Raw genomic sequence first — 23,102 nt, 5'->3', positions numbered from 1 at the left:
AATACTTAATGTATAAAAACGTTTAATATTCATTTTAAAACTAAAATATCATGGTAAAATACACATTTAAGAATAAAAACACATTCTAATCTTGTTTTAATCGTTTTGAAATGGTATTATAATGTTTATCGTGAGTTAATTAAAAATAAAGAGGTGTTCAAATGGAAAATGAAAAAGTAGTTATAGCATACTCCGGAGGTTTAGATACATCTGTTGCCATTAAATGGTTGACTGAAGAAGGTTACGATGTGATTGCTTGTTGTTTAGATGTAGGTGAGGGGAAAAATCTAGATTTTATTAAAGAAAAAGCTTTAAGTATTGGAGCCATTTCTTCGTATACAATCGATGCAAAAAAAGAATTCGCAGAAGAATATGCTTTAATAGCTCTGCAAGCACATACTTTTTATGAGGGCACTTATCCATTGATTTCTGCTTTATCTCGTCCATTAATTGCGAAAAAATTAGTGGAAGTAGCTATCAAAAAAGGTGCTAGTGCAGTTGCTCATGGGTGCACTGGAAAAGGTAATGATCAAGTGCGCTTTGAAGTAGCAATACACTCTTTAGCACCAAATTTAAAAGTTCTTGCACCCGTCCGTGAATGGCAATGGTCAAGAGAAGAAGAAATCAATTATGCTATTAAGCATGAGATACCGGTGCCTATTGATTTAGATAATCCTTTTTCCATTGACCAGAACTTGTGGGGAAGAGCGAATGAATGTGGTATTTTAGAAAATCCTTGGGCGGCACCGCCAGAAGCAGCGTATGAGTTAACGGCTAATTTAGCAAATACACCAGATAGTCCAGAAATTTTAGAAATCGACTTTTTAGCTGGGAAACCTACTGCAATAAATGGCAAACAGTATTCCTTAGTGGAATTGATTGAATACCTTAATAAAATAGCAGGAAAACATGGAATTGGACGAATTGATCATATTGAAAACCGGTTAGTTGGAATTAAATCCCGTGAAGTCTATGAGGCACCAGGAGCCATGGTTCTGATGACGGCACATAAAGCTCTTGAAGATTTGACTTTTGTAAAAGAAATTGGTCATTTTAAACCAGCAATCGAACAAAAATTAACGGAGATGATTTATAACGGTTTATGGTTTAATCCTTTAACAGATAGTTTGATTGCTTTTTTAAATGCTACACAACAATACGTGAATGGTACAATACGTTTGAAATTATTCAAAGGCCATTCAATTGTTGAAGGAAGAAAATCCCCTAATTCCCTATATGATGAAAACTTAGCTACGTATACTTCGGCTGATACGTTTGATCAAAAAGCTTCAGTCGGTTTTATTAAATTATGGGGGCTTTCTACCAAAGTACACGCAGAAGTTCACCATTCGACTGATCGTTTTGAAGAAACAGTCATAAAAGAAAAAGTTTTCTATTAAGAAATGTTAGGATGAATTGAATGGAAAAATTATGGAGTGGAAGATTTGAAGGTGAAAGCCATGCATGGATTGATGCTTTTGGAGCTTCGATTGACATTGATCAACAGTTAGCCGAAGAAGATTTAATTTGCAGTTTAGCACACGTAAAAATGTTGGCTAAAACAAGTATACTATCCGTTGGAGAGTCAAATGAAATTATCGAAGGTCTAGAAAAATTACTCGAAGATAATAAAAAAGGTCATCTAGTATTTACCATCAAAAATGAAGATATTCACTTGAATTTAGAAAAGTTGCTTCATGACGATATTGGGCCAGTAGCAGGTAAGCTACATACGGCACGTAGCAGAAATGATCAAGTTGCAACGGATATGCATCTGTATCTGAAAAAAGAAGTAATCGAAATCAATCAATCGATTCAATTACTTATGGGTGTTTTGATTAATAAATCTGAAAAAAATGTGGAAACAATCTTGCCTGGGTACACTCATTTGCAACATGCGCAACCCATTTCTTTTGCCCATCATTTACTTGCTTATTATAATATGTTTAAACGTGATTTTGAACGCAATCAAGATAGTCTAAAAAGAATTGATATTTCCCCATTAGGAGCTGCAGCTCTAGCTGGAACAACTTTTCCTATTGATCGAGAATATACAAAAAAACTGATTGGTTTTAAGAAAAACTATTCTAACAGCCTAGATGCGGTTAGTGATCGCGATTTTATTTTAGAGTTTTTGAGTAATAGTAGTCTTTTGATGATGCATCTATCGCGTTTTTGCGAAGAAATTATTTTGTGGACTAGTCATGAATATCAGTTCGTGACATTGACAGATGCATTCTCAACTGGGAGTTCGATTATGCCTCAAAAGAAAAATCCAGATATGGCTGAGTTAATCCGTGGGAAAACAGGACGTGTTTATGGTAATTTAATAGGCTTATTAACAACAATGAAAGGTTTGCCATTAGCCTATAACAAAGACTTACAAGAAGATAAAGAAGGCATGTTTGATACAGTCAAAACGGTTAAAGATTGTCTAACCATATTTTCTAGTATGCTTGAGACCATGAAAATTAACGAATCCACAATGTACACGGCTACGACTAAGGATTATTCAAATGCAACTGAGTTAGCAGATTATCTAGCGAATAAAGGCATTCCCTTTAGAAAAGCTCATGAGATAGTAGGCAAGCTTGTGCTAGATTGCATAAAAAAAGAGAATTATTTGCAAGATATACCTTTATCTGAGTACCACGCCATTTCTGAATTGATTGAAGAAGATATTTATGCTGTTTTAGATTCAAAAACAGCAGTAGAACGACGCAACTCTTTTGGTGGTACAGGTTTTAAACAAATACAAAAAGAACTTATGAATGCAAATGAAGCGTTGATGGATATGAAACAAGTATGATAAGAGTTTCACCTCAACTGATTATCAGTTGATAGTAAAATGTAAATAAGCTACTAGAATAAAAAAATTTATTCTAGGGCTTATTTTTTTTGAATTAAATTTAATGTGTGAAATTATTTATATAGTGAGTTTCTCTAAAAAAATTCAACAATAAATGAGGTATTATCGTTGACAAGGTAACATATATTTGGTAGATTAATACTTGTGTTAGCACTCATCTGTCTTAAGTGCTAAATAAAGAGGTGATGTTTCTATGTTAACAGAAAGACAAATTCTCATATTAAAATCCATCATTTTTCTCTACACAAATAATGGCACTCCTATTGGATCTAAGACATTAATGAATGAGGCAGAATTAGATTATAGTTCCGCTACTATTCGTAATGAAATGGTTCATCTAGAGGAGTTAGGATTCATCGAAAAAACTCATTCTTCTTCAGGAAGAATACCGTCAATAAAAGGATATCGTTTTTACGTTGACCATCTTATCCACCCGATAGAAGTTCAAAAGAAGGATTTAATAACGATTAAAAAATCGTTTAGCAACGAATTTCATCAACTAGATGAAATAGTTATCCAGTCTGCTGAATTGCTCTCGCAGTTAACTAGTTATACAGCTATATCTTTAGGACCTGAATTAAAAGATAGTCGATTAACCGGGTTCAGGTTAGTCCCTTTGACAGAAAATAAAGTAATGGTCATATTAGTGACAGATAAAGGGCACGTAGAAAATCGAATGTTTTCTTTACCAAAAACAATTCAGTCTAGTGATTTAGAAAAGATGGTAAATATTTTTAATGAACGATTAGTGGGTCATACCTTAATTGAAGTATTTAAAAAGCTGGAAACAGAAATACCTGCTTTAATCAATAAATATGCCAAATCAGCAGCAGGGATTTCTTCTGCGCTTGATACGTTTATTTTACAGGCTGGACGTGATCAGATACATGTTGGTGGAAGAATGAATATGCTAGATTATTCTATGGGGATGGATGTTGAGAAATTCAAATTAATCTATTCTTTAATGGAAGACCAAAATGACTTAGCACATTTATTAACTCCTCATCACAGTGGAATTGAAGTAAAGATTGGTCAAGAGTTGGACGATGAAAGATTTGAGGGGTTTAGTTTGATAACTGCAGGGTATAACGTTATAGGTTATGGAACGGGACTGATTGCCTTGTTGGGACCAACTAGTATGCCATACTCAAAAATGATTAGTTTAGTGGATGTTTTTAGAAACGAGCTTTCAAAAAAAGTAATTGATTACTACCATTCGATGGAAGATTAATTAAAAAGGAGCTATGTATTATGTCTGAAGATCAAGAAGAAAAAAATAGTAGAAATAACAATGATGAATCTTCTGAAACGATTGAAGAAATTCAATCTCAAGAGGAAACGGTTGTTGAAGAAATTGATGAATTAGAGAAAATAAAAATGGATTTAAATGAGAAAGAGGATCAATATCTTCGTTTACAAGCTGAGTTAGCTAATATTCGCAAACGAAATCAAAAAGAAAAAGAAGATGCTGCAAAGTATCGCTCACAATCTTTAGCTACGGAGTTGTTACCAGTAATTGATAACCTAGAACGTGCTTTGTCAATCGAAGTTACAGACGAGCAAGGAGCAAACTTGAAAAAAGGTTTAGAAATGGTAATGGATTCTTTTAAAGTGGCATTGGAAAATGAAGGGATTCAAATGATCAATCCATTGAATCAACCTTTTAATCCAAATTTTCATCAGGCCATTCAAACTATCCCATTGGAAGATGGGCAAGAAACTGATACAGTTGTAAATGTATCTCAAAAAGGGTACTCTTTAAATGATCGTGTTTTAAGACCAGCAATGGTAATCGTTGCTCAATAAAGACTTAGAATAAAAAAAAATGAAAAGAAAAAGGGGTAATTAATTATGAGTAAAATTATTGGTATTGACTTAGGTACAACAAATTCAGCAGTAGCTATTTTAGAAGGCGGAGAAGCTAAAATTATAGCAAATCCAGAAGGCAATAGAACAACACCATCTGTTGTCGCATTTAAAAATGGAGAAATGCAAGTAGGAGAAGTTGCAAAACGTCAAGCAGTAACAAATCCACATACTATTAGTTCTATCAAACGCCATATTGGTGAGGCTGGTTACTCTGTTGATGTTGACGGTAAAAAATATACTCCTCAAGAAATATCAGCAACTATTTTACAGTATTTAAAAGGATATGCTGAAAGTTATTTAGGTGAAAAAGTAGATAAAGCTGTTATCACAGTGCCTGCTTATTTTAATGATGCACAACGTCAAGCAACTAAAGATGCTGGTAAAATTGCTGGTTTAGAAGTAGAAAGAATTATTAATGAGCCAACTGCAGCAGCACTAGCATACGGTTTAGATAAAACAGATAAAGAAGAAAAAGTGCTTGTATTTGACCTTGGTGGCGGTACATTTGACGTATCTATCCTTGAACTAGGCGACGGTGTCTTTGATGTTCTTTCAACAGCTGGAGATAACCATTTGGGTGGAGACGACTTTGATGAAAAAATTATTACCTATTTAGCAGAAGAGTTCAAAAAAGATAACGGTATTGATTTATCAAAAGATAAAATGGCTGTTCAACGTTTGAAAGATGCAGCTGAAAAAGCTAAAAAAGATTTGTCAGGTGTAAATGCAACCCAAATTAGCTTGCCATTTATTACAGCTGGAGAGTCAGGTCCTTTACACTTAGAAGTTAACTTAACTCGTGCAAAATTTGATGAATTAACATATGATTTAGTGGAACGTACAAAAAATCCTGTTCGCCAAGCTTTAAAAGATGCCGGTCTTTCTGCTTCTGAAGTAGATGAGATTATATTAGTTGGTGGATCTACACGTATTCCTGCCGTAGTAGAAGCTGTTCGTAAAGAAACTGGTAAAGAACCAAATAAATCAGTTAACCCTGATGAAGTAGTTGCTATGGGAGCGGCTATTCAAGCTGGTGTTCTTACTGGGGATGTTAAAGATATTGTCTTGTTAGATGTTACACCATTATCATTGGGTATTGAGACTATGGGTGGCGTATTCACAAAATTAATCGATAGAAACACAACTATTCCAACAACTAAATCACAAGTATTCTCAACAGCAGCAGACAATCAACCTGCAGTTGACGTACATGTATTACAAGGCGAACGCCCAATGGCAGCAGATAACAAAACTTTAGGACGTTTCCAATTAACTGATATTCCTGCAGCTCCTCGTGGAATTCCGCAAATTGAAGTATCATTTGATATTGATAAAAACGGAATTGTTAACGTTCGTGCGAAAGATTTAGGTACTCAAAAAGAACAAACCATTACGATCAAATCATCATCAGGTTTATCAGAGGACGAGATTGAACGTATGGTTAAAGATGCAGAAGCTAATGCGGATGCTGATAAAGCTCGTAAAGAAGAAGTTGATTTACGTAATGAAGTAGATCAATTGTTATTCCAAGTAGATAAAACTTTAGGTGAATTAGAAGGCAAAGCAGATGAAGCAGAAGTTAAAAAAGCTGAAGATGCTCGTGATGAATTAAAAGCAGCCGTTGAATCTAATGATTTAGAAGCAATGAAAACTAAGCGTGACGAATTAAACGAAATCGTTCAGGCTTTAACTGTAAAGCTTTATGAACAAGCTGCACAAGCTCAAGCAGAAGCTGAGCCTGAAGCTGAGCAAAGTGGAGATGACGATGTTGTTGATGCTGATTTTGAAGAAGTAGATGACAACAAATAATCAACAAATAGGATGATAAAGTAAAAGCCAAGGCAAAATGCTTTTGGCTTTTTCTTCTAGATATGATATGCTCTTGAAGTTGGATTTGAGCAATCGTGTTCTATAAAAAGTTATCTTTGTGACGATGGAGGGAAATCATGGCAAAAAGAGATTATTATGAAATTTTAGGAGTATCAAAAAGTGCTACAGAGCCAGAAATAAAAAAAGCATACCGTAAACTATCTAAACAATTTCATCCAGATATAAATAAAGAAGCAGATGCAGATGCAAAGTTCAAAGAAATTACTGAGGCTTATGAAGTATTAAGTGATGGAAATAAACGAGCAGCTTATGATCAATATGGTCATGCAAGTACAGATCCCAACTTTGGGAACGGTGGCGGTGGCGGCGGCTACGGTGGCGGTGGTTTTGGTGGCGGCGGCTTCGGCGGCGGTGGATTTGAAGATATTTTCGAATCTTTCTTCGGTGGCAGTGGTCGTACAGCCAATCCTAATGCTCCACGGCAAGGTGAGGATTTGCAATATCGAATGGATTTAGAATTTGAAGAAGCAGTTTTTGGTAAAGAAGGAAATATCCAGTATAATAGAGAAGCAGAATGTAAAACGTGTCATGGTGACGGGGCTAAACCTGGAACTAACCCAGTAACTTGTTCTAAATGTCATGGTTCAGGAACTCTGAATGTAGAGCGTAACACGCCACTTGGTCGAGTAATGACTCGCCAAACATGTGATGTTTGTGGAGGAACTGGTAAAGAGATCAAAGAAAAATGTCCAACTTGTTATGGTTCAGGTCATGTTAAAGAAAAACACTCTGTAAAAGTAACGGTTCCAGCAGGTGTTGAAGATGGCAATCAAATGCGCTTAAATGGGCAAGGAGAAGCTGGGAAAAATGGTGGACCTTACGGAGATTTATATGTTGTTTTCCATGTGAAATCAAGTGATCTCTTTGATCGTGATGGCTCAGAAATTTATTATGAATTGCCAATCAGTTTTATACAAGCAGCTTTGGGTGATGAGATTGAAGTGCCAACGGTTCATGGGAAAGTTAAGTTGAAAATTCCGGCTGGTACTCAAACAGGTACTAATTTCAGACTAAAGGGTAAAGGAGCTCCACGCTTGAGAGGAGCTGGCAATGGCGATCAACATGTTAAAATAAAAGTAATCACACCAAAAGATTTGTCTTCTGAACAAAAAAGAATTTTACGTGAATTTGCAAAAGAAAGTGGTATTGAAGTAACAGAGCAAGATGAGTCTCTTTTTGGCAAAGTAAAAGATGCATTTAAAAAAGATCGAAAATGAAAAGTAAAAAAGAAGCCTAGGTAATACATTATCTAGGCTTCTTTTTTTACGATATAGCAGCTATTCTAAAGATTGTAATTAAGCAGTTTCACTGTTATAATTTAAAATGACACTTTTTGGAATAAAACATGAAAGTAGGCATTAATTAGATGAATAAAAAAGAACTAGTTGAAAGACAAAAAAATATTCGAAACTTTTCTATTATCGCTCATATCGACCATGGGAAATCTACTCTAGCTGACCGTATCTTACAAATGACACGTACTGTAGCAGACCGTGATATGCAAGAACAATTATTAGATTCAATGGACTTAGAGCGTGAAAGAGGCATAACAATTAAATTAAACACAGTAGAGTTGAATTATACAGCCAAAAATGGGGAGACGTATACATTTCATTTAATTGATACACCAGGCCATGTCGATTTCACTTATGAAGTATCAAGAAGTTTGGCTGCTTGTGAAGGAGCAATACTAGTCGTAGATGCTGCTCAAGGAATTGAAGCTCAAACATTAGCCAATGTTTATTTAGCTTTAGATAACGAATTAGAAATTCTTCCTGTCATTAATAAAATTGATTTACCAGCTGCGGATCCTGAAAGGGTAAGACAAGAAATTGAGGATATTATTGGACTTGATGCAAGCGACGCTGTTTTAGCCAGTGCTAAAATTGGTCTGGGTATTGAAGACATTTTAGAACAAATAGTGGAGAAAGTCCCTGCACCAGATGGCGATTTAGATGCTCCATTGAAAGCACTTATATTTGACTCGGCTTATGATTCTTATCGTGGTGTTGTACTGAATGTGCGTATTATGGACGGAATTATTAAACCAGGCGATACAATGAAATTGATGAATACCAACAAAACATTTGAAGTTGCAGATGTTGGCATATTTTCACCAAAACCAATCAAACGTGACTTTTTAATGGTGGGAGATGTTGGTTATGTAACGGCTAATATTAAAACCGTTCAAGATGCTCGTGTTGGTGATACGATAACATTAGCAGATAATCCAGCATCAGAATCATTGCATGGTTATCGAAAAATGAATCCTATGGTGTATTGTGGGATGTATCCAGTTGATTCGTCACGTTTTACTGATTTACGCGAAGCTTTAGAAAAACTAGAATTGAATGATGCGGCTTTACAATTTGAAGCAGAAACTTCTCAAGCATTAGGCTTCGGTTTTAGATGTGGATTCTTAGGACTTTTACACATGGATGTTGTCCAAGAGCGACTTGAAAGAGAGTTTAATTTAGACTTGATTACAACAGCACCATCAGTAATCTATCATGTTAACCTAACTAACCAAACTCAAATAATCGTTTCAAACCCAGCGGACATGCCAGAACCTGGAGTAATTGAATCGATTGAAGAACCTTATGTAAAAGCGAATATAATGGTCCCAAATGATTATGTTGGTACGGTTATGGAAATAGCCCAGCATAAACGTGGTAATTTTATTGCTTTAGATTACTTAGATAACAATCGTGTTAATGTTATTTATGAAATTCCCTTGTCTGAAATTGTGTATGATTTCTTTGATAAATTGAAATCTAGTACAAAAGGATATGCATCTTTAGATTATGAAATGATAGGTTATAGAGCAAGTCGTTTAGCGAAAATGGATATTCTTTTAAATGGCGAAACAGTTGACGCATTAAGTTTTATTGTTCATAATGATTTTTCATACAATCGAGGAAAAGCAATTGTTGAAAAATTAAGAAGTATTATTCCCCGACAACAATTTGAAATACCAATTCAAGCTGCAATCGGTAGTAAAATATTATCTCGTTCAACGATTAAAGCATTGCGTAAAGATGTAACAGCTAAATTATACGGAGGGGATGTAACACGTCGCCAGAAATTACTGAAAAAACAAAAAGCTGGTAAAAAAAGAATGAAACAAGTTGGATCCGTTGAAATTCCTCAAGAAGCCTTCATGTCTGTTCTTAAGATAGATGACGACAAATAGATTATAGTATAATTAACAGGTTGAATGAATAAAAGAGCACTGTTTTATCGTGAAACTTCTAATAAAAGATGAGTGTAAATCTTTATTAGGAGTTTTTTGTTTTTGATAATAGTGTAAACGTTTTATGTGAAAAAACATCTCTATATAAGAATGGAAAGGACGTTATTAATGTATCTTATAATTAGTTTTGTATGCGTTATAGGATTTACCTTAATCCATTATTTTTCTAAGTATATGCAATTTGTAAATAAAGTACCGCGTAGTAAGTTTTTATCCTTTTCTGCGGGTGTTTCTGTTTCTTATGTTTTTGTTGATTTATTGCCAAAATTGAATGAATACCAACAAATTATATTAAGAAATTTACAAAACAGTGTTTGGAGAAACATAGAAAATCATATTTATATTGTCGCTTTATTAGGATTGGTTATTTTTTACTCATTAGAACGTTTAGTGAAGGTATCTAAAAAAAATTTATACAATAAAGAGATAAAAGAAACTAATCTATCCGTTTTCTGGATTCATATAAGTGCATTCACTGTTTATAATACGATTATAGGTTATCTTCTAGTGAAGGAACAGTTTGAAAATTATTTTGGTATACTTTTTTATTTCTTAGCTTTAAGTGTTCATTTGGTGACAAATGATTGGTCGTTGAGAAGAGATCATATGAAAATTTATGATCAGTATGGTAGATATATTTTAACACTGGCACCTGTGATTGGGTGGATTATAGGTGTGACAACTGAAGTAAACGAATTCGTTCTTTCCGTTTTACAAGCTTTTATAGCAGGGGGAGTCGTTTTAAATGCATTAAAAGACGAATTACCTGAAGAACAAGAAAGTAGTTTAAGTAGTTTTTTATCAGGAGTAATAGGATATACTTTTCTTTTATTGTTGATTTAAGAGTAGTTAAACGATTGAAAATCTTATTAAGGTAAAAGGAGGAATACAAATGAATAAACGAAAGAATCTTTTAAATCAACAACTGTCATTATTGCAATCTTCTTCAATTTTGAAGTTTGATGCAGAGGTGTCTCTCATACCAGGAATGACTAAATTAACTTTAGGAGAACCAGATTTTAACACACCTGAACATATAAAATTGGCTGGGATGAATGCAATTGAGGAGAATCATACTCATTATGCACCAACTGCTGGCGAACTTCCCTTACGACAAGCAGCGGCTATTTTTTTAAAAGAGAAATATGATTTGGATTACAAACCTGATTCGGAAATTTTAGTAACAGCAGGAGCAACTGAGGCAATATATGTAGCTTTATTTGGACTATTAAATCCTGGCGAAAAAGTGTTAATTCCAACACCAATCTATCCAGGATACATCCCCGTCACAATTCTAAGTAGATGCACGCCAATTTTTATCGATACTTCAAGTAATCATTTTGTTCTTTCTCCGGAAATGATTCAAGAAGCCATTTTAGAACATGGAGAAAGTATAAAGGCTATTGTACTGAATTACCCTAATAATCCCACAGGAGTTACGTATACTAGAGATGAAGTTGTGAATTTAGCTAATGAATTAAAAAAACACGACTTGTTCGTATTAAGTGATGAGATATACAGCGAGTTAACTTACAGTGGTTCACATGTTTCAATTGCTAAGTACCTACCCGAACAAACACTATTAATTAATGGTGTTTCAAAATCTCATGCCATGACAGGATGGCGAATAGGGTTACTTTGTGGTCCTGCAGAAATTATACAAGAAATCAATAAAGTTCATCAGTTTTTAATTACTTCTACTGCAACTATGTCTCAAAAAGCAGCTCTAGCTGCATTTACAGATGGTATAAATGATGCTCAGCTCATGAAAAACGAATACTTGAAACGACGCGATTATGTTTATGAACGTATCCAAAAAATTGGTTTTACTTGTCCTAAACCAAATGGTGCTTTTTACTTATTTGCTAAAATACCTGAAGGGTATATTCAAGATAGTATGAGTTTTTGTGTAGACTTAGCTCAAAAAAATAAGGTAGCTTTAATCCCAGGCGACTCATTTGGTCCAGGTGGGGAAGGTTACGTCCGTATTAGTTATGCAGCTAGCATGAAAACACTCATTACTGCAATGGAAAAATTAACGAATTATATAGAAAATAATAAAAAAACGGATATTGTTTAGAATAAAAAATACCTATGCAAATCAGAATCAAAAAAAACTAAATGTTTCTAGTTTAGAGCGAATAGGCGACCATTCTGTTAAAATTGCTCGACATGTGGCAACTAATCAATCTATTCATACAATTTCAGATACTTTTGAAAAAACAAAAGAAAATTTTTTTTCTTTCGAGAATGATTAAAAAACGTCTATAGATTTAAATGAAATAGAACCAAAAAAGACAGCACAAGTGAAATCGTTGCTGTCTTTTTGTTATGTTTTAATTTAAAGTAAATCGATTAAATTTAGTTTTATTTACGAATACCTTCTATTTGTTGTATACTTGTAGCTAAAGACTAGTTATTTATTTAAAGCAAAAGTGAAATTAAATGGATTTTTGACTAAATTCAAATTAAAGAAAATAAGAAATTACTCGGTATTGAGTGTTTAGGCAGACCACAAGTGTATATTTCATGGGTAAACAGGCTATTACTGGTTATATTTATTCCAGCTATTGAACCTTGTACAGTAATTGAACTGATGAAACAGATATGAATAAAATGAACGATTGCTAACGTGTGGCCCAGGAAAATTAACTAAGTCAATGGGAGTAGATAAAAAAGATAATGGAACTCTGAATATTTAAGATCTTTTTATTTTTCCCAAATCAAGAGAAGATACCCTGAAAAAAAGGATACTGCCACTCGAATTGGTATTTCGAATAGAGGTATATGGTCGGAAATTTTATTGCGCTATATTGTGTCAGAAAGCCCTAATATTTCCGGAGAAAAAGAAAAAATAGATAAGGACGTTAAATGAAAAATAAAGATAACCATATAATTGAAAGAAATGAGGAACTAAAATGACAAAACATGATATGATTGATTACCTAGAAAGCACAATGAGTGAAGCTAACTTAGATTTTGACTGGTCGATTGAATGGAAAAAAAGACAAAATGTCATTGAAGTAACCTTTACACTATATGCAGAAACAGAACCTGAATTGGTTATTCAAGATATTGAAGGAACAGTAAATACAGAAAATATCATTCAATTTGAAGATGTTGTTTGTTTTTACAATCCTGAAAAATCTAAAATAATACTAGATGATTATTTAGCAGCTTTTCCTTTTGACTTTAAAAAGGGTATTGAAAAAGGATTTATTGATGCTTTTGTAAAAATGTTGAGAATTGTAGTAACAGAAGGTCAATCAGATTTACTAGATTTTGCTACTGATTCTACTATTGAAACATTCGAAATAGAATGGAATCAAGTTAATTTTGAACAAACTATTCAAACGTTCAAAGATACTAATCGCTACAACTTAGAAAGAGTAGAGTACCCAAAATTTTAAGATTTAATAAGCGATAAATTAAAAGGAGACAACGAATAAAATGAATTGGATTGAAGTAAGTGTACAGATAGCTACTGAATCTGTAGATGCTGTTTCAAATATTTTGATTGAAGCAGGGTCCGAGGGTGTCTCCATAGAAGATAGTCAAGATTTTTTTAACGTTCCAGATGACGGTTTTGGGCAAATATGGGAACTAGATAGAGCTGATTTTTTAGAAGAAGGAGCGCTTGTTAAGGCATACTTTTCAGAAATGATATTTTCACCAGAAATTATTTCTAGTGTTAAAGAACAAATTATTGAATTAAAATCAAAAGGTTTATCTATTGAGCCAAATATTATGATAGTTACAGAAGTAGCTGAAACAAACTGGGCTACCGCCTGGAAGAAGTATTATCATTCTTTGAAGATCACTCGTTTTTTAACTATTGTTCCTAATTGGGAAGAGTATGAACCGCAACATCCGGATGAATGTATCATTAAATTAGATCCGGGTTTAGCTTTTGGAACAGGAACACATCCTACGACAATATTATCTTTGCAATCATTGGAGAATTGTATAAGAGGTGATGAGACTATTCTAGATGTTGGAACTGGATCTGGTGTGTTAAGTATTGCTGCTAAGGCTCTCGGAGCAGGTAAAGTTTTTGCGTACGATTTAGATGAAGTCGCCGTTAAGTCAGCTTATGATAATATTATGTTAAATGATTACGCAGTGGATGTACAAATTGCTGCTAATAATTTGTTGAAAGATGTTGAAATTAAAGCAGATATTGTAGTAGCAAATATTCTTGCTGAAATAATTTCACCTTTAATCCCTCAAGCTTGGTCTGTTTTAAAACCAGGAGGATTATTTTTAACGTCTGGAATTATTGATACAAAAAAAGAAACAATATTATTACAATTAAAAGAACAAAACTTTGAAATTATCCAACTATTACAAATGAAAGATTGGGTTGCAATTATTGCTAAAAAACCATTAGAGGAAGAGTGATATGCAGCGCTACTTTATTTCTGAAGAACGTAAAACTACTTATCAAACAACGGAAATTATTTTATCAGATGAACAATACCATCATATTACGCGGGTTATGCGCATGGAGATTGGAAATCAAATTTATTTAGTCTTTCCTGATCAAAAAGCTATTATAGCAAAAATAGTGAAAATAGAAAATGACTCAGTCGCTTTATTATGGGTATCAGATGAAATAAGTCAAAAAGAATTACCGATAGAAGTAACTATTGCTAGCGGATTGCCAAAAGGAGATAAATTAGATTACATTATTCAAAAAGGAACAGAATTAGGTGCTTCTTTTTTTATTCCTTTTCAAGCAAGTTATTCCATAACAAAATGGGATAAGAAAAAGAGTGAAAAAAAAATAACGCGTCTCAAGAAAATATCTCAAGAAGCAGCCGAACAATCTCATAGAACTAGAATTCCAGAAATATCACCAGTTGTTACCTTTAAAGAGCTACTTAATTTAGCTGATTCTTATGATGCATGCCTAGTCGCATATGAAGAAAGTGCTAAAGAAGGTGAAGTTCTAAACTTTGCAAAAACCTTAAATAAGTTACAATTTAATGACAAGGTATTAGTTGTTTTTGGTCCTGAAGGTGGGTTAAGTCATGAAGAAATTGGCTCTCTTATTAAAGTTGGTATGACGATTTGTTCGCTAGGCCCAAGAATATTAAGGACAGAAACGGCTCCGTTATATGCCTTAGCTGCTATTTCCTACCACTTTGAGTTAAATAAAAAACAATAAATCCGTATGAACCAGAAAAACTACGTATCTTATCATACTGGAAATAAGGAAAAAGTGTCGTTAAAACGGCACTTTTTTTCACTATTTGCCGAGCGAGGAACAATGAAGATTAAGAATTAATTGAACCTATGGTCACTATCATAATAGCTAATGTAACTCGTTCAAGCATTGAAATAATCGATTTTTAACGGTATAATCATAGGAAGTTATTAATCTTGAAATACTTTTTCCTAAAGGTCTAACTACTTTGATTGCAAAAAATAAATAGACTAAAACTAATAGATAACAAGATTAACTAAAAAAAGAAGGTGACAATATGCCCAAAAATAAAATTTATACTTCTCAAGAAGTCATTGCTTTGACAGTTGCCTATATGAATAGCAACCATGTAGCTTTTGTCAAAAAAGCATGCGACTTTGCAACAAAAGCACATGAGGGACAGTTACGGAAATCTGGAGAAGCTTATATTATTCATCCAATCCAAGTTGCAGGCATATTAGCTGAATTACAAATGGATCCAGTAACTGTTGCAACCGGTTTTTTACACGATGTAGTTGAAGATACCGACATTACATTTGACGATATTTCTAGAGAATTCACTCCTGAAGTAGCTCTGTTAGTCGATGGAGTAACAAAATTAGGGAAAATCGAGTTCAAGTCACATGAAGAACAACAAGCAGAAAATCATCGGAAGATGTTATTAGCAATGGCAAAAGACTTGCGTGTTATCATGGTTAAGCTAGCCGATCGGTTGCATAACTTACGTACGTTAAAATACCATCGACCAGATAAACAAAGACGTATTGCTAACGAAACGCTAGAAATTTATGCACCCTTAGCTGATCGGTTAGGGATTAGCAAAGTGAAATGGGAATTAGAAGATACTTCTTTACGTTATTTAAATCCGCAGCAGTATTATCGGATTGTACATTTAATGAATTCTAAAAGAGATGAACGTGAATCATATATTTCAAATACCATTCAAATTATTCAAGATTCTGTTGATGAGTTAAGCATAAATGCAAATATTTATGGGCGACCAAAACATATTTATTCTATTTATATTAAAATGAAAGATCAAAAGAAGCAATTTAATGAAATCTATGATTTACTGGCAATACGCGTCATTGTCGATTCAATTAAAGATTGTTATGCTGTATTAGGAGCCGTTCATACGCGATGGAAACCAATGCCAGGGAGATTTAAAGACTATATTGCGATGCCAAAATCGAACATGTACCAATCTATCCATACAACAGTTATCGGACCAAACGGAAGACCTGTAGAAGTTCAAATACGAACCGAAGAAATGCACCAGGTAGCTGAGTATGGTGTCGCTGCACATTGGGCATATAAAGAAGGCATTTCTAAAAAGATGGAAAATACAGATGTAGGAGAAAAAATATCTTGGTTTAGAGATATTTTAGAATTACAAAGTGAATCCAATGATGCTAGTGACTTTATGGAAAGCGTGAAAGGTGATATTCTTAAAGATAAAGTCTATGTATTTACTCCAAAAGGTGATGTAAGTGAATTGCCTTCAGGAGCAGGACCATTAGATTTTGCTTATCATATTCATACTGAAATCGGAAATAAAACTATTGGAGCTAAGGTGAATGGTAAAATTGTTCCTCTGAACTATAAGTTGAAAACTGGAGATATTATTGAAATCTTAACTTCACCAAATTCATATGGTCCCAGCCGAGACTGGATTAGCGTAGTTTCAACCAGTAAAGCAAAAAATAAAATTAAACGTTTCTTCAAATTACAAGATCGTGAAGCAAACATTATAAAAGGACGAGAATCGCTTGAAAAACAACTTCAAGAAATGCAATTCTTGCCAAAAGATTTTTTAACAAAACAAAATATGAAAATACTTTTAGATAGGTTTAATTTTACTATTGAAGAGGACTTGTATGCTGCTATCGGTTATGGTGAAGTTACTGCACTAGCTGTTGCTAATCGATTAACGGAAAAAGAAAGACGTGCAAGAGAAAGTGAAAAGAAAGCTCTAGAAATCGATAACATCGAAGTCAAATCAAAAAAAGAAACAGATAAACTTAAAGTTCGCCACGAAGGCGGAATCGTTATCCAAGGTGTGGATAATTTACTAGTAAGGATTAGCCGTTGTTGTAGTCCTGTTCCCGGGGATCCTATCGTTGGGTACATCACTAAAGGAAGAGGAATATCTATTCATAGAGCAGATTGTCCTAACGTAAAATCTGCAAAAGATGCCGAAAATCGTTTAATTGAAGTAGAGTGGGAAGATACTTCATCACAAGGACAAGAATACGATGCGGATCTTCAAATTGAAGGATATAATCGCTCTGGATTACTCAATGAAGTATTACAAGTCGTAAACACTATGACGCGTAACTTAAACAATGTCAGTGGTAAAGTAGACAATAATCGCATGGCGACGATTACACTGACAGTTGCTATTCCTAATCTAAATCATTTAGAAAGAATTATAGATAAAATTAAAATGATTCCAGATGTCTATAACGTTCATAGAATATCGTCTTAATTAAGTTAATTGTTGGGATAGAAATGAGGTTAATTTTGAGAATTGTCATTCAAAGAAGTAAGAAAGCAGAAGTTAAAATTGAAAATAAATCTATCGCTAGTATTGAACACGGTTTAGTATTATTAATAGGAATTGAATCTGCCGATACGAAAGAGGATGTGGATTACCTAGTTAGAAAAATATCAACCATGCGCATCTTTTCGGATGAATCCGATAAAATGAATCTATCTATTCAAGATGTCAAAGGAGATATTTTATCTATTTCTCAATTTACTTTGCATGCAGAAACAAAAAAAGGAAACCGGCCAAGTTTTATCCAAGCGGCAAAGCCCGAAGTGGCTACTCCTTTGTACGACTCTTTCAATGAAGGATTAAGAAACAATAATCTACATGTTGTAGAAGGTCTATTTGGCGCAGATATGCAAGTTTCTTTGATAAATGATGGACCTGTGACAATCGTAATTGATAGCAAGAATAAATAAAAAGAATACCCATCTCACACAATAAAAAGTGAGAGACGGGTATTTTTTATCTTTAGGAAGAAAAATAATTGTTTAATGCTTGGTAGATACTTTCAACAGCGAATGCACTATAAGAATCTGTATAAATAGTCGCTTGGTCTACAGTATGATTTAAATAACCGAGTTCCAATAGTACCGCAGGTTGAGAATTTTCACGTAAAACATAGTAGTCGCCAAAACGGGTGCCATTATTTGGCAAAGGGTTATTGACTTGAAGCTGCTTATTAATTGTTTCGGCTAAATTTTTATCATTTTCATGATAATAATAAGTGGTTGTTCCACTTACCTCATTAGGTATTTCAGTCGAATCATAATGAATACTAATAAACGCATCAGCAGAAACTTGATTACTGGTGACTGTTCGTTGATTTAAACTAACAAATTCATCCGAGTTTCGAGTTAGAATAACATTGACTCCAGCTTGTTTAAGTCGACTGGACAGAGCAATTGCAGTCTTTAAAGTAGCTTGTTTTTCATTATAATTTGATGCAGGAGCTCCTGGATCTTCGCCGCCGTGTCCTGCATCAATGACAATAGTTGCTTCAGCTAAGGATGTGATATTAGCTGAAGGTGCTGCAGTCTTGTTTCCTGATAGATCTACTACCCAATTGGCAACATAACCAGTTTTACCATCACTATTTTTAACCTTATACCATTCTCCTTTGGTACTTAGATAAGTAAAATTATCTCCTTTTGAGGCTTTATAAAGAATAGTGTCGTTTATAGATGGACCATTTCTGATATTTGTACCTTCGGATCGAACAGTTACTGTTTCAATTGAGGCGTCTTCATTTTTTTTAGCTGTAATCGAAGTTGGAATGATTGATTTTTTTTCTGCTGTTATTTCAATTAGATCAGAACTAACCCATGCAACTTGACCATTGTATTGTATTTGAGTCCAATTATTTTGTTGGAAAAGAACGGTTAACTCGGTTCCTTTAGTAGCTTTACCTAAAATAGTGGCTTCTAAATTGCCTTCGCTTCTAATATTAGCTGTTTCTACAGAAATTTTACCTAATTTGTTTGAAGCGGCACTGAATTCCGTATTTCCTATCAACCAACTAGCAACCCAACCAATTTGATCGTTGCTCAATCGAATTTTATACCATTCATTTTCTTCAGTTAAAATATTTATTTTTTCGCCACCAACGACTTGTGTCATGATGTCATAGGATAATCCAGGTCCGGTACGTATATTTACAACACTTGCATCAACTTTAACAGTATTTTTGTTAGCAAGAACGATTGTTGAAAAAGCTGTTATACTAATAAATAGAATAATGGCTAGAAAAACAATTAAGTTTTTTTGTTGCTTTAATTCATCAATTTTTTTCATTTAATCACTCACTACCTTCTTATTGCAAATAAGTGCAAACGTTTAATTTAATTATAGCAATTAAAGTACCTGTTATGCAATGAAATACTAAATCAATCAGTTAAACATTCAAAAACAGCTGAAAGATTCCTGCTTTTCAAAACTTGACAAGTACTATGCTTTCTTGTAATGTAATATTATTAGAACATAAAAGACCCGTTGAAAGAGAAAGTAAGTTTTTTAATGAGCAAAAAGAAAGAACCATCTTGGCTGAAAATGGTTCCCATTATAAGTCTGAATGACATTCTGGAGGGTTAATAGTGAAAAGCTATTACGTTACGAGCGTTAATCGTTGAGGAGAGCTCTTGCTTTCAAAAAAAGGTGGTACCACGAGAAAAAAACTAAACTCGTCCTTATTCTGTTATAGAATAAGGGCTTTTTTTTGATTTTTTTTAAACAAAATAAATAAATCTTTATTAAACTAAGGAGTGTTAACATTATGCAAATTCAAAGACCAAAAGGAACAGCAGATTTATTGCCGTCTGATTCGTTAAAGTGGCAATTTATAGAAGAAACAGCAAAAGTAATTTTAGGAGATTATCAATTTAGCGAAATTAGGACGCCCATTTTTGAAAGTTATGATTTATTTTCACGTGGCGTAGGAGAAACAAGCGATATTGTTTCTAAAGAAATGTATGATTTTTACGATAAGGGCAAACGTCACATGTCTCTTCGTCCTGAAGGAACAGCGCCAGTTGTACGTGCATATGTTGAAAATAAGTTATTTGGACCAGAATATGCAAAACCCTATAAAGTTTATTACATGGGACCTATGTTTCGATACGAACGTCCACAAGGCGGACGGATGAGACAATTTCATCAGTTAGGCGTTGAGGTATTTGGCAGTATGAACCCAGCTACTGATGTTGAAACAATGGCCTTAGCAATAGATTTGTTTAATGAACTTGGACTGCAACACTTTTCTTTAGTCATCAATTCACTTGGAGATATAGAAAGTAGGAAGGCCTACCGCGAAGCATTAATTGCTTATCTAGAACCTTCCTTTGATGAATTAAGTACGGACTCACAAATTAGATTGCATAAAAATCCATTGCGAGTATTAGATAGCAAAAATAAAAATGATCAAGAAATCATTAAAAATGCACCTTCTATTTTGGATTACTTAAATGAAGAATCAAAGCTACACTTCGAAGCCGTCATAGAAATGTTGGACGTGTTAGAGATTCCGTATCAAATTGATAGCAATATGGTAAGAGGTTTAGATTATTATAACCATACTATTTTTGAAATCATGAGCGATGCACCCGGCTTTGGCGCAATTACAACTATTTGTGCAGGTGGTCGCTATGACGGACTTGTAGAAGAAATAGGAGGACCTACTACTCCTGGCTTTGGTTTTGCGTTAGGTTTGGAACGTTTAATCTTAACCTTAGAAGCTGAAGAAATTGAGATACCTAACTCGCATGAAGTTGACGTTTATGTTGTGGGCTTAGGTGAATCTACAAATGTAGAAACGTTAAAATTGGTACAAGCGATTCGCAAGGCTGGATTTTCTGCAGATCGAGACTACTTTGATCGGAAAGCCAAAGCACAGTTTAAAACAGCTTCTAAGTTAAATGCTAAAGCCGTTTTGACTATCGGTGAAGAAGAACTAGGTAAGGGAGAAGCTAATTTTAAAGTAATGAAAAATAATAGCGAATCAAGCGTTAAACTAACAGAAATTTATAAAGATTTTGAAAAAGTATTTAATTTAAAAACAACCGATATGACTGCATTCAATGATTTTTTTAATAAAGAAAAATAGATAATAATAGGAGTTGGAAAAAATGGCAGAACGGACCGAATATTGCGGAAGAATTACAAAAGATTTATTAGGCCATACAGTAACTCTAAAAGGCTGGGTTCAAAAAAGACGCGACTTAGGTGATTTAATATTTATTGATTTACGAGATCGCGAAGGGATTATTCAAGTTGTCTTTAATCCTATTTTTTCTAAAGAAGCATTGACTATTGCTGAAAATGTACGTAGTGAATATGTACTAGAAATAAAAGGGAAAGTGGTAGCACGTGATGAAAATGTTATCAATAGAAACATCGCTACTGGAGAATTAGAAGTAGAAGTTGAAGAGATAAAAGTCTTAAATGAGTCTAAAACAACTCCTTTTTATATTGAAGATGGAGTAGCTGTTTCTGATGACAAAAGACTAGAATATCGCTACTTAGATTTAAGACGGCCAGAAATGACTAAAAACTTCATGTTGCGACATAAAATGACAAAATCTGTTCGTAATTATTTAGACAATAATGAATTTATTGATATAGAAACACCTTATTTAACTAAATCAACTCCTGAAGGTGCTCGTGATTATTTAGTTCCCTCACGTGTTCATCCCGGTCATTTTTACGCATTGCCACAGTCTCCTCAATTGTTCAAACAATTGTTAATGGGTGCAGGTTTCGATCGTTATTATCAAATCGTTCGTTGTTTTAGAGATGAAGATTTACGTGGAGATCGTCAACCAGAATTTACTCAGATTGATATTGAAACAAGCTTTTTGAAAGCAGAAGACATTCAGAGTTTTACCGAAGAAATGTTAGTTAAGGTTATGAAAGACACAAAAAACATTGATATACCAAGACCTTTTCCTCAATTGAGCTACGATGAAGCGATAAACCGTTTTGGTAGCGATAAACCTGATGTCCGTTTTGGTTTAGAACTAATTCAAATCAGTGATTTAGTCGAAGATTCAGATTTTAAAGTATTTAGTGGTGCAATCTCTAACGGTGGTGAAGTTAAAGCGATTAATGTTAAAGGAGCAGCTGATAAATTTTCTCGAAAAAATATCGAGGCTTTAGGAGAATTTGTTTCTATCTACGGCGCTAAAGGCTTAGCTTGGTTAAAAGTAGAAGAAAAGGAACTCAAAGGTCCTATCGCTAAGTTCTTTAAAGAAAATCCTCAAGAATTGATTAAACGATTAGAAGCAGAACCAGGTGATTTGTTGCTATTCGTTGCTGATAAAAAATCGGTAGTAGCGGATGCACTAGGTGCACTACGTTCTAAACTAGCTAAAGAATTGGATTTGATTGATCGTTCTGTATTTGCATTCCTTTGGATTGTTGATTGGCCTTTATTAGAATATGACGAGGAAGCTAACCGTTACAGTGCTGCCCATCATCCTTTTACAATGCCCAGAGAAGAAGACGTTGAATTATTGGGAACTGCACCAGAAAAAGTTCAAGCACAAGCTTATGATATTGTTTTAAATGGCTATGAGCTAGGTGGTGGTTCGTTAAGAATTCATTCTCGTGAAATTCAAGAAAAGATGTTTTCAGCGCTAGGTTTTACAAAAGAGGAGGCAAACGCTCAATTTGGTTTCTTGTTAGAAGCATTAGAATATGGATTCCCACCTCATGGCGGAATCGCATTAGGACTGGACCGATTTGCAATGTTATTAGCTGGCGAAGAAAATATTCGTGAAGTTATCGCATTCCCAAAAAATGGTAAAGCAGTTGATCCATTGACAAAAGCTCCAAGTTTAGTGAGTAATGAGCAATTAACTGACTTGTCTATAAAAACACTTAAAACAGAAGAATAAATCACATATGAGATGTACTTTTCATTAATGATTTATAATAAGCATTAAGAAACTTTTTAAGGAGGTTCTTA

The 23,102-nt window shown here is 33.9% G+C and carries 18 protein-coding genes and 1 other annotated feature; of the genes, 17 read left to right on the top strand and 1 reads right to left on the bottom strand.

What is annotated here, in order from left to right; genetic code table 11:
- Positions 1–161: 161 nt before the first annotated feature.
- The 15 genes from BR44_RS02170 (at position 162) to dtd (ending at position 18,060) form a co-directional block, all read left to right on the top strand.
- The gene (locus BR44_RS02170; protein ID WP_034550239.1) at positions 162–1,400 is read left to right on the top strand and encodes an argininosuccinate synthase; all 1,239 of its coding nucleotides are present in this window, start codon (positions 162–164) and stop codon (positions 1,398–1,400) included.
- A 20-nt stretch (positions 1,401–1,420) separates the two neighbouring features.
- Positions 1,421–2,809 carry an argininosuccinate lyase gene (gene argH, locus BR44_RS02165; RefSeq protein ID WP_034550236.1) on the top strand — a complete coding sequence of 463 codons (1,389 nt, stop codon included), beginning with the start codon at positions 1,421–1,423 and terminating at the stop codon, positions 2,807–2,809.
- Between the two features lie 253 nt (positions 2,810–3,062).
- The gene (hrcA, locus tag BR44_RS02160; protein ID WP_034550234.1) at positions 3,063–4,100 is read left to right on the top strand and encodes a heat-inducible transcriptional repressor HrcA; all 1,038 of its coding nucleotides are present in this window, start codon (positions 3,063–3,065) and stop codon (positions 4,098–4,100) included.
- A gap of 20 nt (positions 4,101–4,120) precedes the next feature.
- A complete protein-coding gene (grpE, locus tag BR44_RS02155; protein WP_034550231.1) occupies positions 4,121–4,675 on the top strand; it encodes a nucleotide exchange factor GrpE in 555 nt (184 codons plus the stop codon).
- A gap of 45 nt (positions 4,676–4,720) precedes the next feature.
- A complete protein-coding gene (gene dnaK / locus BR44_RS02150) occupies positions 4,721–6,547 on the top strand; it encodes a molecular chaperone DnaK (RefSeq protein WP_034550228.1) in 1,827 nt (608 codons plus the stop codon).
- Positions 6,548–6,681: 134 nt separating this feature from the next.
- Positions 6,682–7,845 (top strand): molecular chaperone DnaJ, encoded by a 1,164-nt coding sequence (gene dnaJ / locus BR44_RS02145; RefSeq protein WP_156954867.1) that lies wholly within the window; start codon positions 6,682–6,684, stop codon positions 7,843–7,845.
- Positions 7,846–7,994: 149 nt separating this feature from the next.
- On the top strand, positions 7,995–9,821 hold the full coding sequence (lepA, locus tag BR44_RS02140) for a translation elongation factor 4 (protein WP_034550224.1): 1,827 nt from the start codon (positions 7,995–7,997) through the stop codon (positions 9,819–9,821).
- Positions 9,822–10,055: 234 nt separating this feature from the next.
- On the top strand, positions 10,056–10,724 hold the full coding sequence (locus BR44_RS02135) for a hypothetical protein (RefSeq protein ID WP_245592907.1): 669 nt from the start codon (positions 10,056–10,058) through the stop codon (positions 10,722–10,724).
- Between the two features lie 49 nt (positions 10,725–10,773).
- Positions 10,774–11,961, top strand: a complete 1,188-nt coding sequence (locus BR44_RS02130; protein WP_034550219.1) for a pyridoxal phosphate-dependent aminotransferase — start codon at positions 10,774–10,776, stop codon at positions 11,959–11,961.
- Positions 11,954–12,139, top strand: coding sequence for a PhoU domain-containing protein (locus BR44_RS11635; RefSeq protein WP_034550216.1), 186 nt, complete (start codon positions 11,954–11,956; stop codon positions 12,137–12,139). Before BR44_RS02130 ends, BR44_RS11635 begins: the two co-directional genes overlap by 8 nt.
- Positions 12,140–12,799: 660 nt before the next feature.
- Complete coding sequence (locus tag BR44_RS02120) at positions 12,800–13,291, top strand: DUF3013 family protein (protein ID WP_034550214.1); 492 nt, start codon at positions 12,800–12,802, stop codon at positions 13,289–13,291.
- A gap of 40 nt (positions 13,292–13,331) precedes the next feature.
- On the top strand, positions 13,332–14,282 hold the full coding sequence (prmA, locus tag BR44_RS02115; protein ID WP_034550211.1) for a 50S ribosomal protein L11 methyltransferase: 951 nt from the start codon (positions 13,332–13,334) through the stop codon (positions 14,280–14,282).
- Position 14,283: 1 nt separating this feature from the next.
- On the top strand, positions 14,284–15,051 hold the full coding sequence (locus BR44_RS02110; protein WP_034550209.1) for a 16S rRNA (uracil(1498)-N(3))-methyltransferase: 768 nt from the start codon (positions 14,284–14,286) through the stop codon (positions 15,049–15,051).
- A 316-nt stretch (positions 15,052–15,367) separates the two neighbouring features.
- Positions 15,368–17,578, top strand: a complete 2,211-nt coding sequence (locus tag BR44_RS02105; protein ID WP_034550207.1) for a RelA/SpoT family protein — start codon at positions 15,368–15,370, stop codon at positions 17,576–17,578.
- A 35-nt stretch (positions 17,579–17,613) separates the two neighbouring features.
- The gene (gene dtd, locus BR44_RS02100; RefSeq protein WP_034550204.1) at positions 17,614–18,060 is read left to right on the top strand and encodes a D-aminoacyl-tRNA deacylase; all 447 of its coding nucleotides are present in this window, start codon (positions 17,614–17,616) and stop codon (positions 18,058–18,060) included.
- Between the two features lie 52 nt (positions 18,061–18,112).
- Here the strand turns inward: dtd and BR44_RS02095 are convergent, their stop codons facing one another.
- A complete protein-coding gene (locus tag BR44_RS02095) occupies positions 18,113–19,435 on the bottom strand; it encodes an N-acetylmuramoyl-L-alanine amidase family protein (protein WP_034550202.1) in 1,323 nt (440 codons plus the stop codon).
- 189 nt (positions 19,436–19,624) lie between these two features.
- Positions 19,625–19,832, top strand: a binding site (T-box leader).
- Positions 19,833–19,913: 81 nt separating this feature from the next.
- On the opposite strand from BR44_RS02095, the gene hisS reads away from it, so the two are divergent.
- Positions 19,914–21,239, top strand: a complete 1,326-nt coding sequence (gene hisS, locus BR44_RS02090) for a histidine--tRNA ligase (protein ID WP_034550200.1) — start codon at positions 19,914–19,916, stop codon at positions 21,237–21,239.
- 22 nt (positions 21,240–21,261) lie between these two features.
- Entirely contained in the window at positions 21,262–23,031 is a 1,770-nt protein-coding gene (aspS, locus tag BR44_RS02085) for an aspartate--tRNA ligase (RefSeq protein WP_034550198.1), read from the top strand.
- Positions 23,032–23,102: the final 71 nt, after the last annotated feature.

Source organism: Carnobacterium funditum DSM 5970 (genome assembly GCF_000744185.1).
Classification (GTDB): Bacteria; Bacillota; Bacilli; order Lactobacillales; family Carnobacteriaceae; genus Carnobacterium_A; species Carnobacterium_A funditum.
This window is presented reverse-complemented; position numbering and strand designations above follow the sequence as displayed.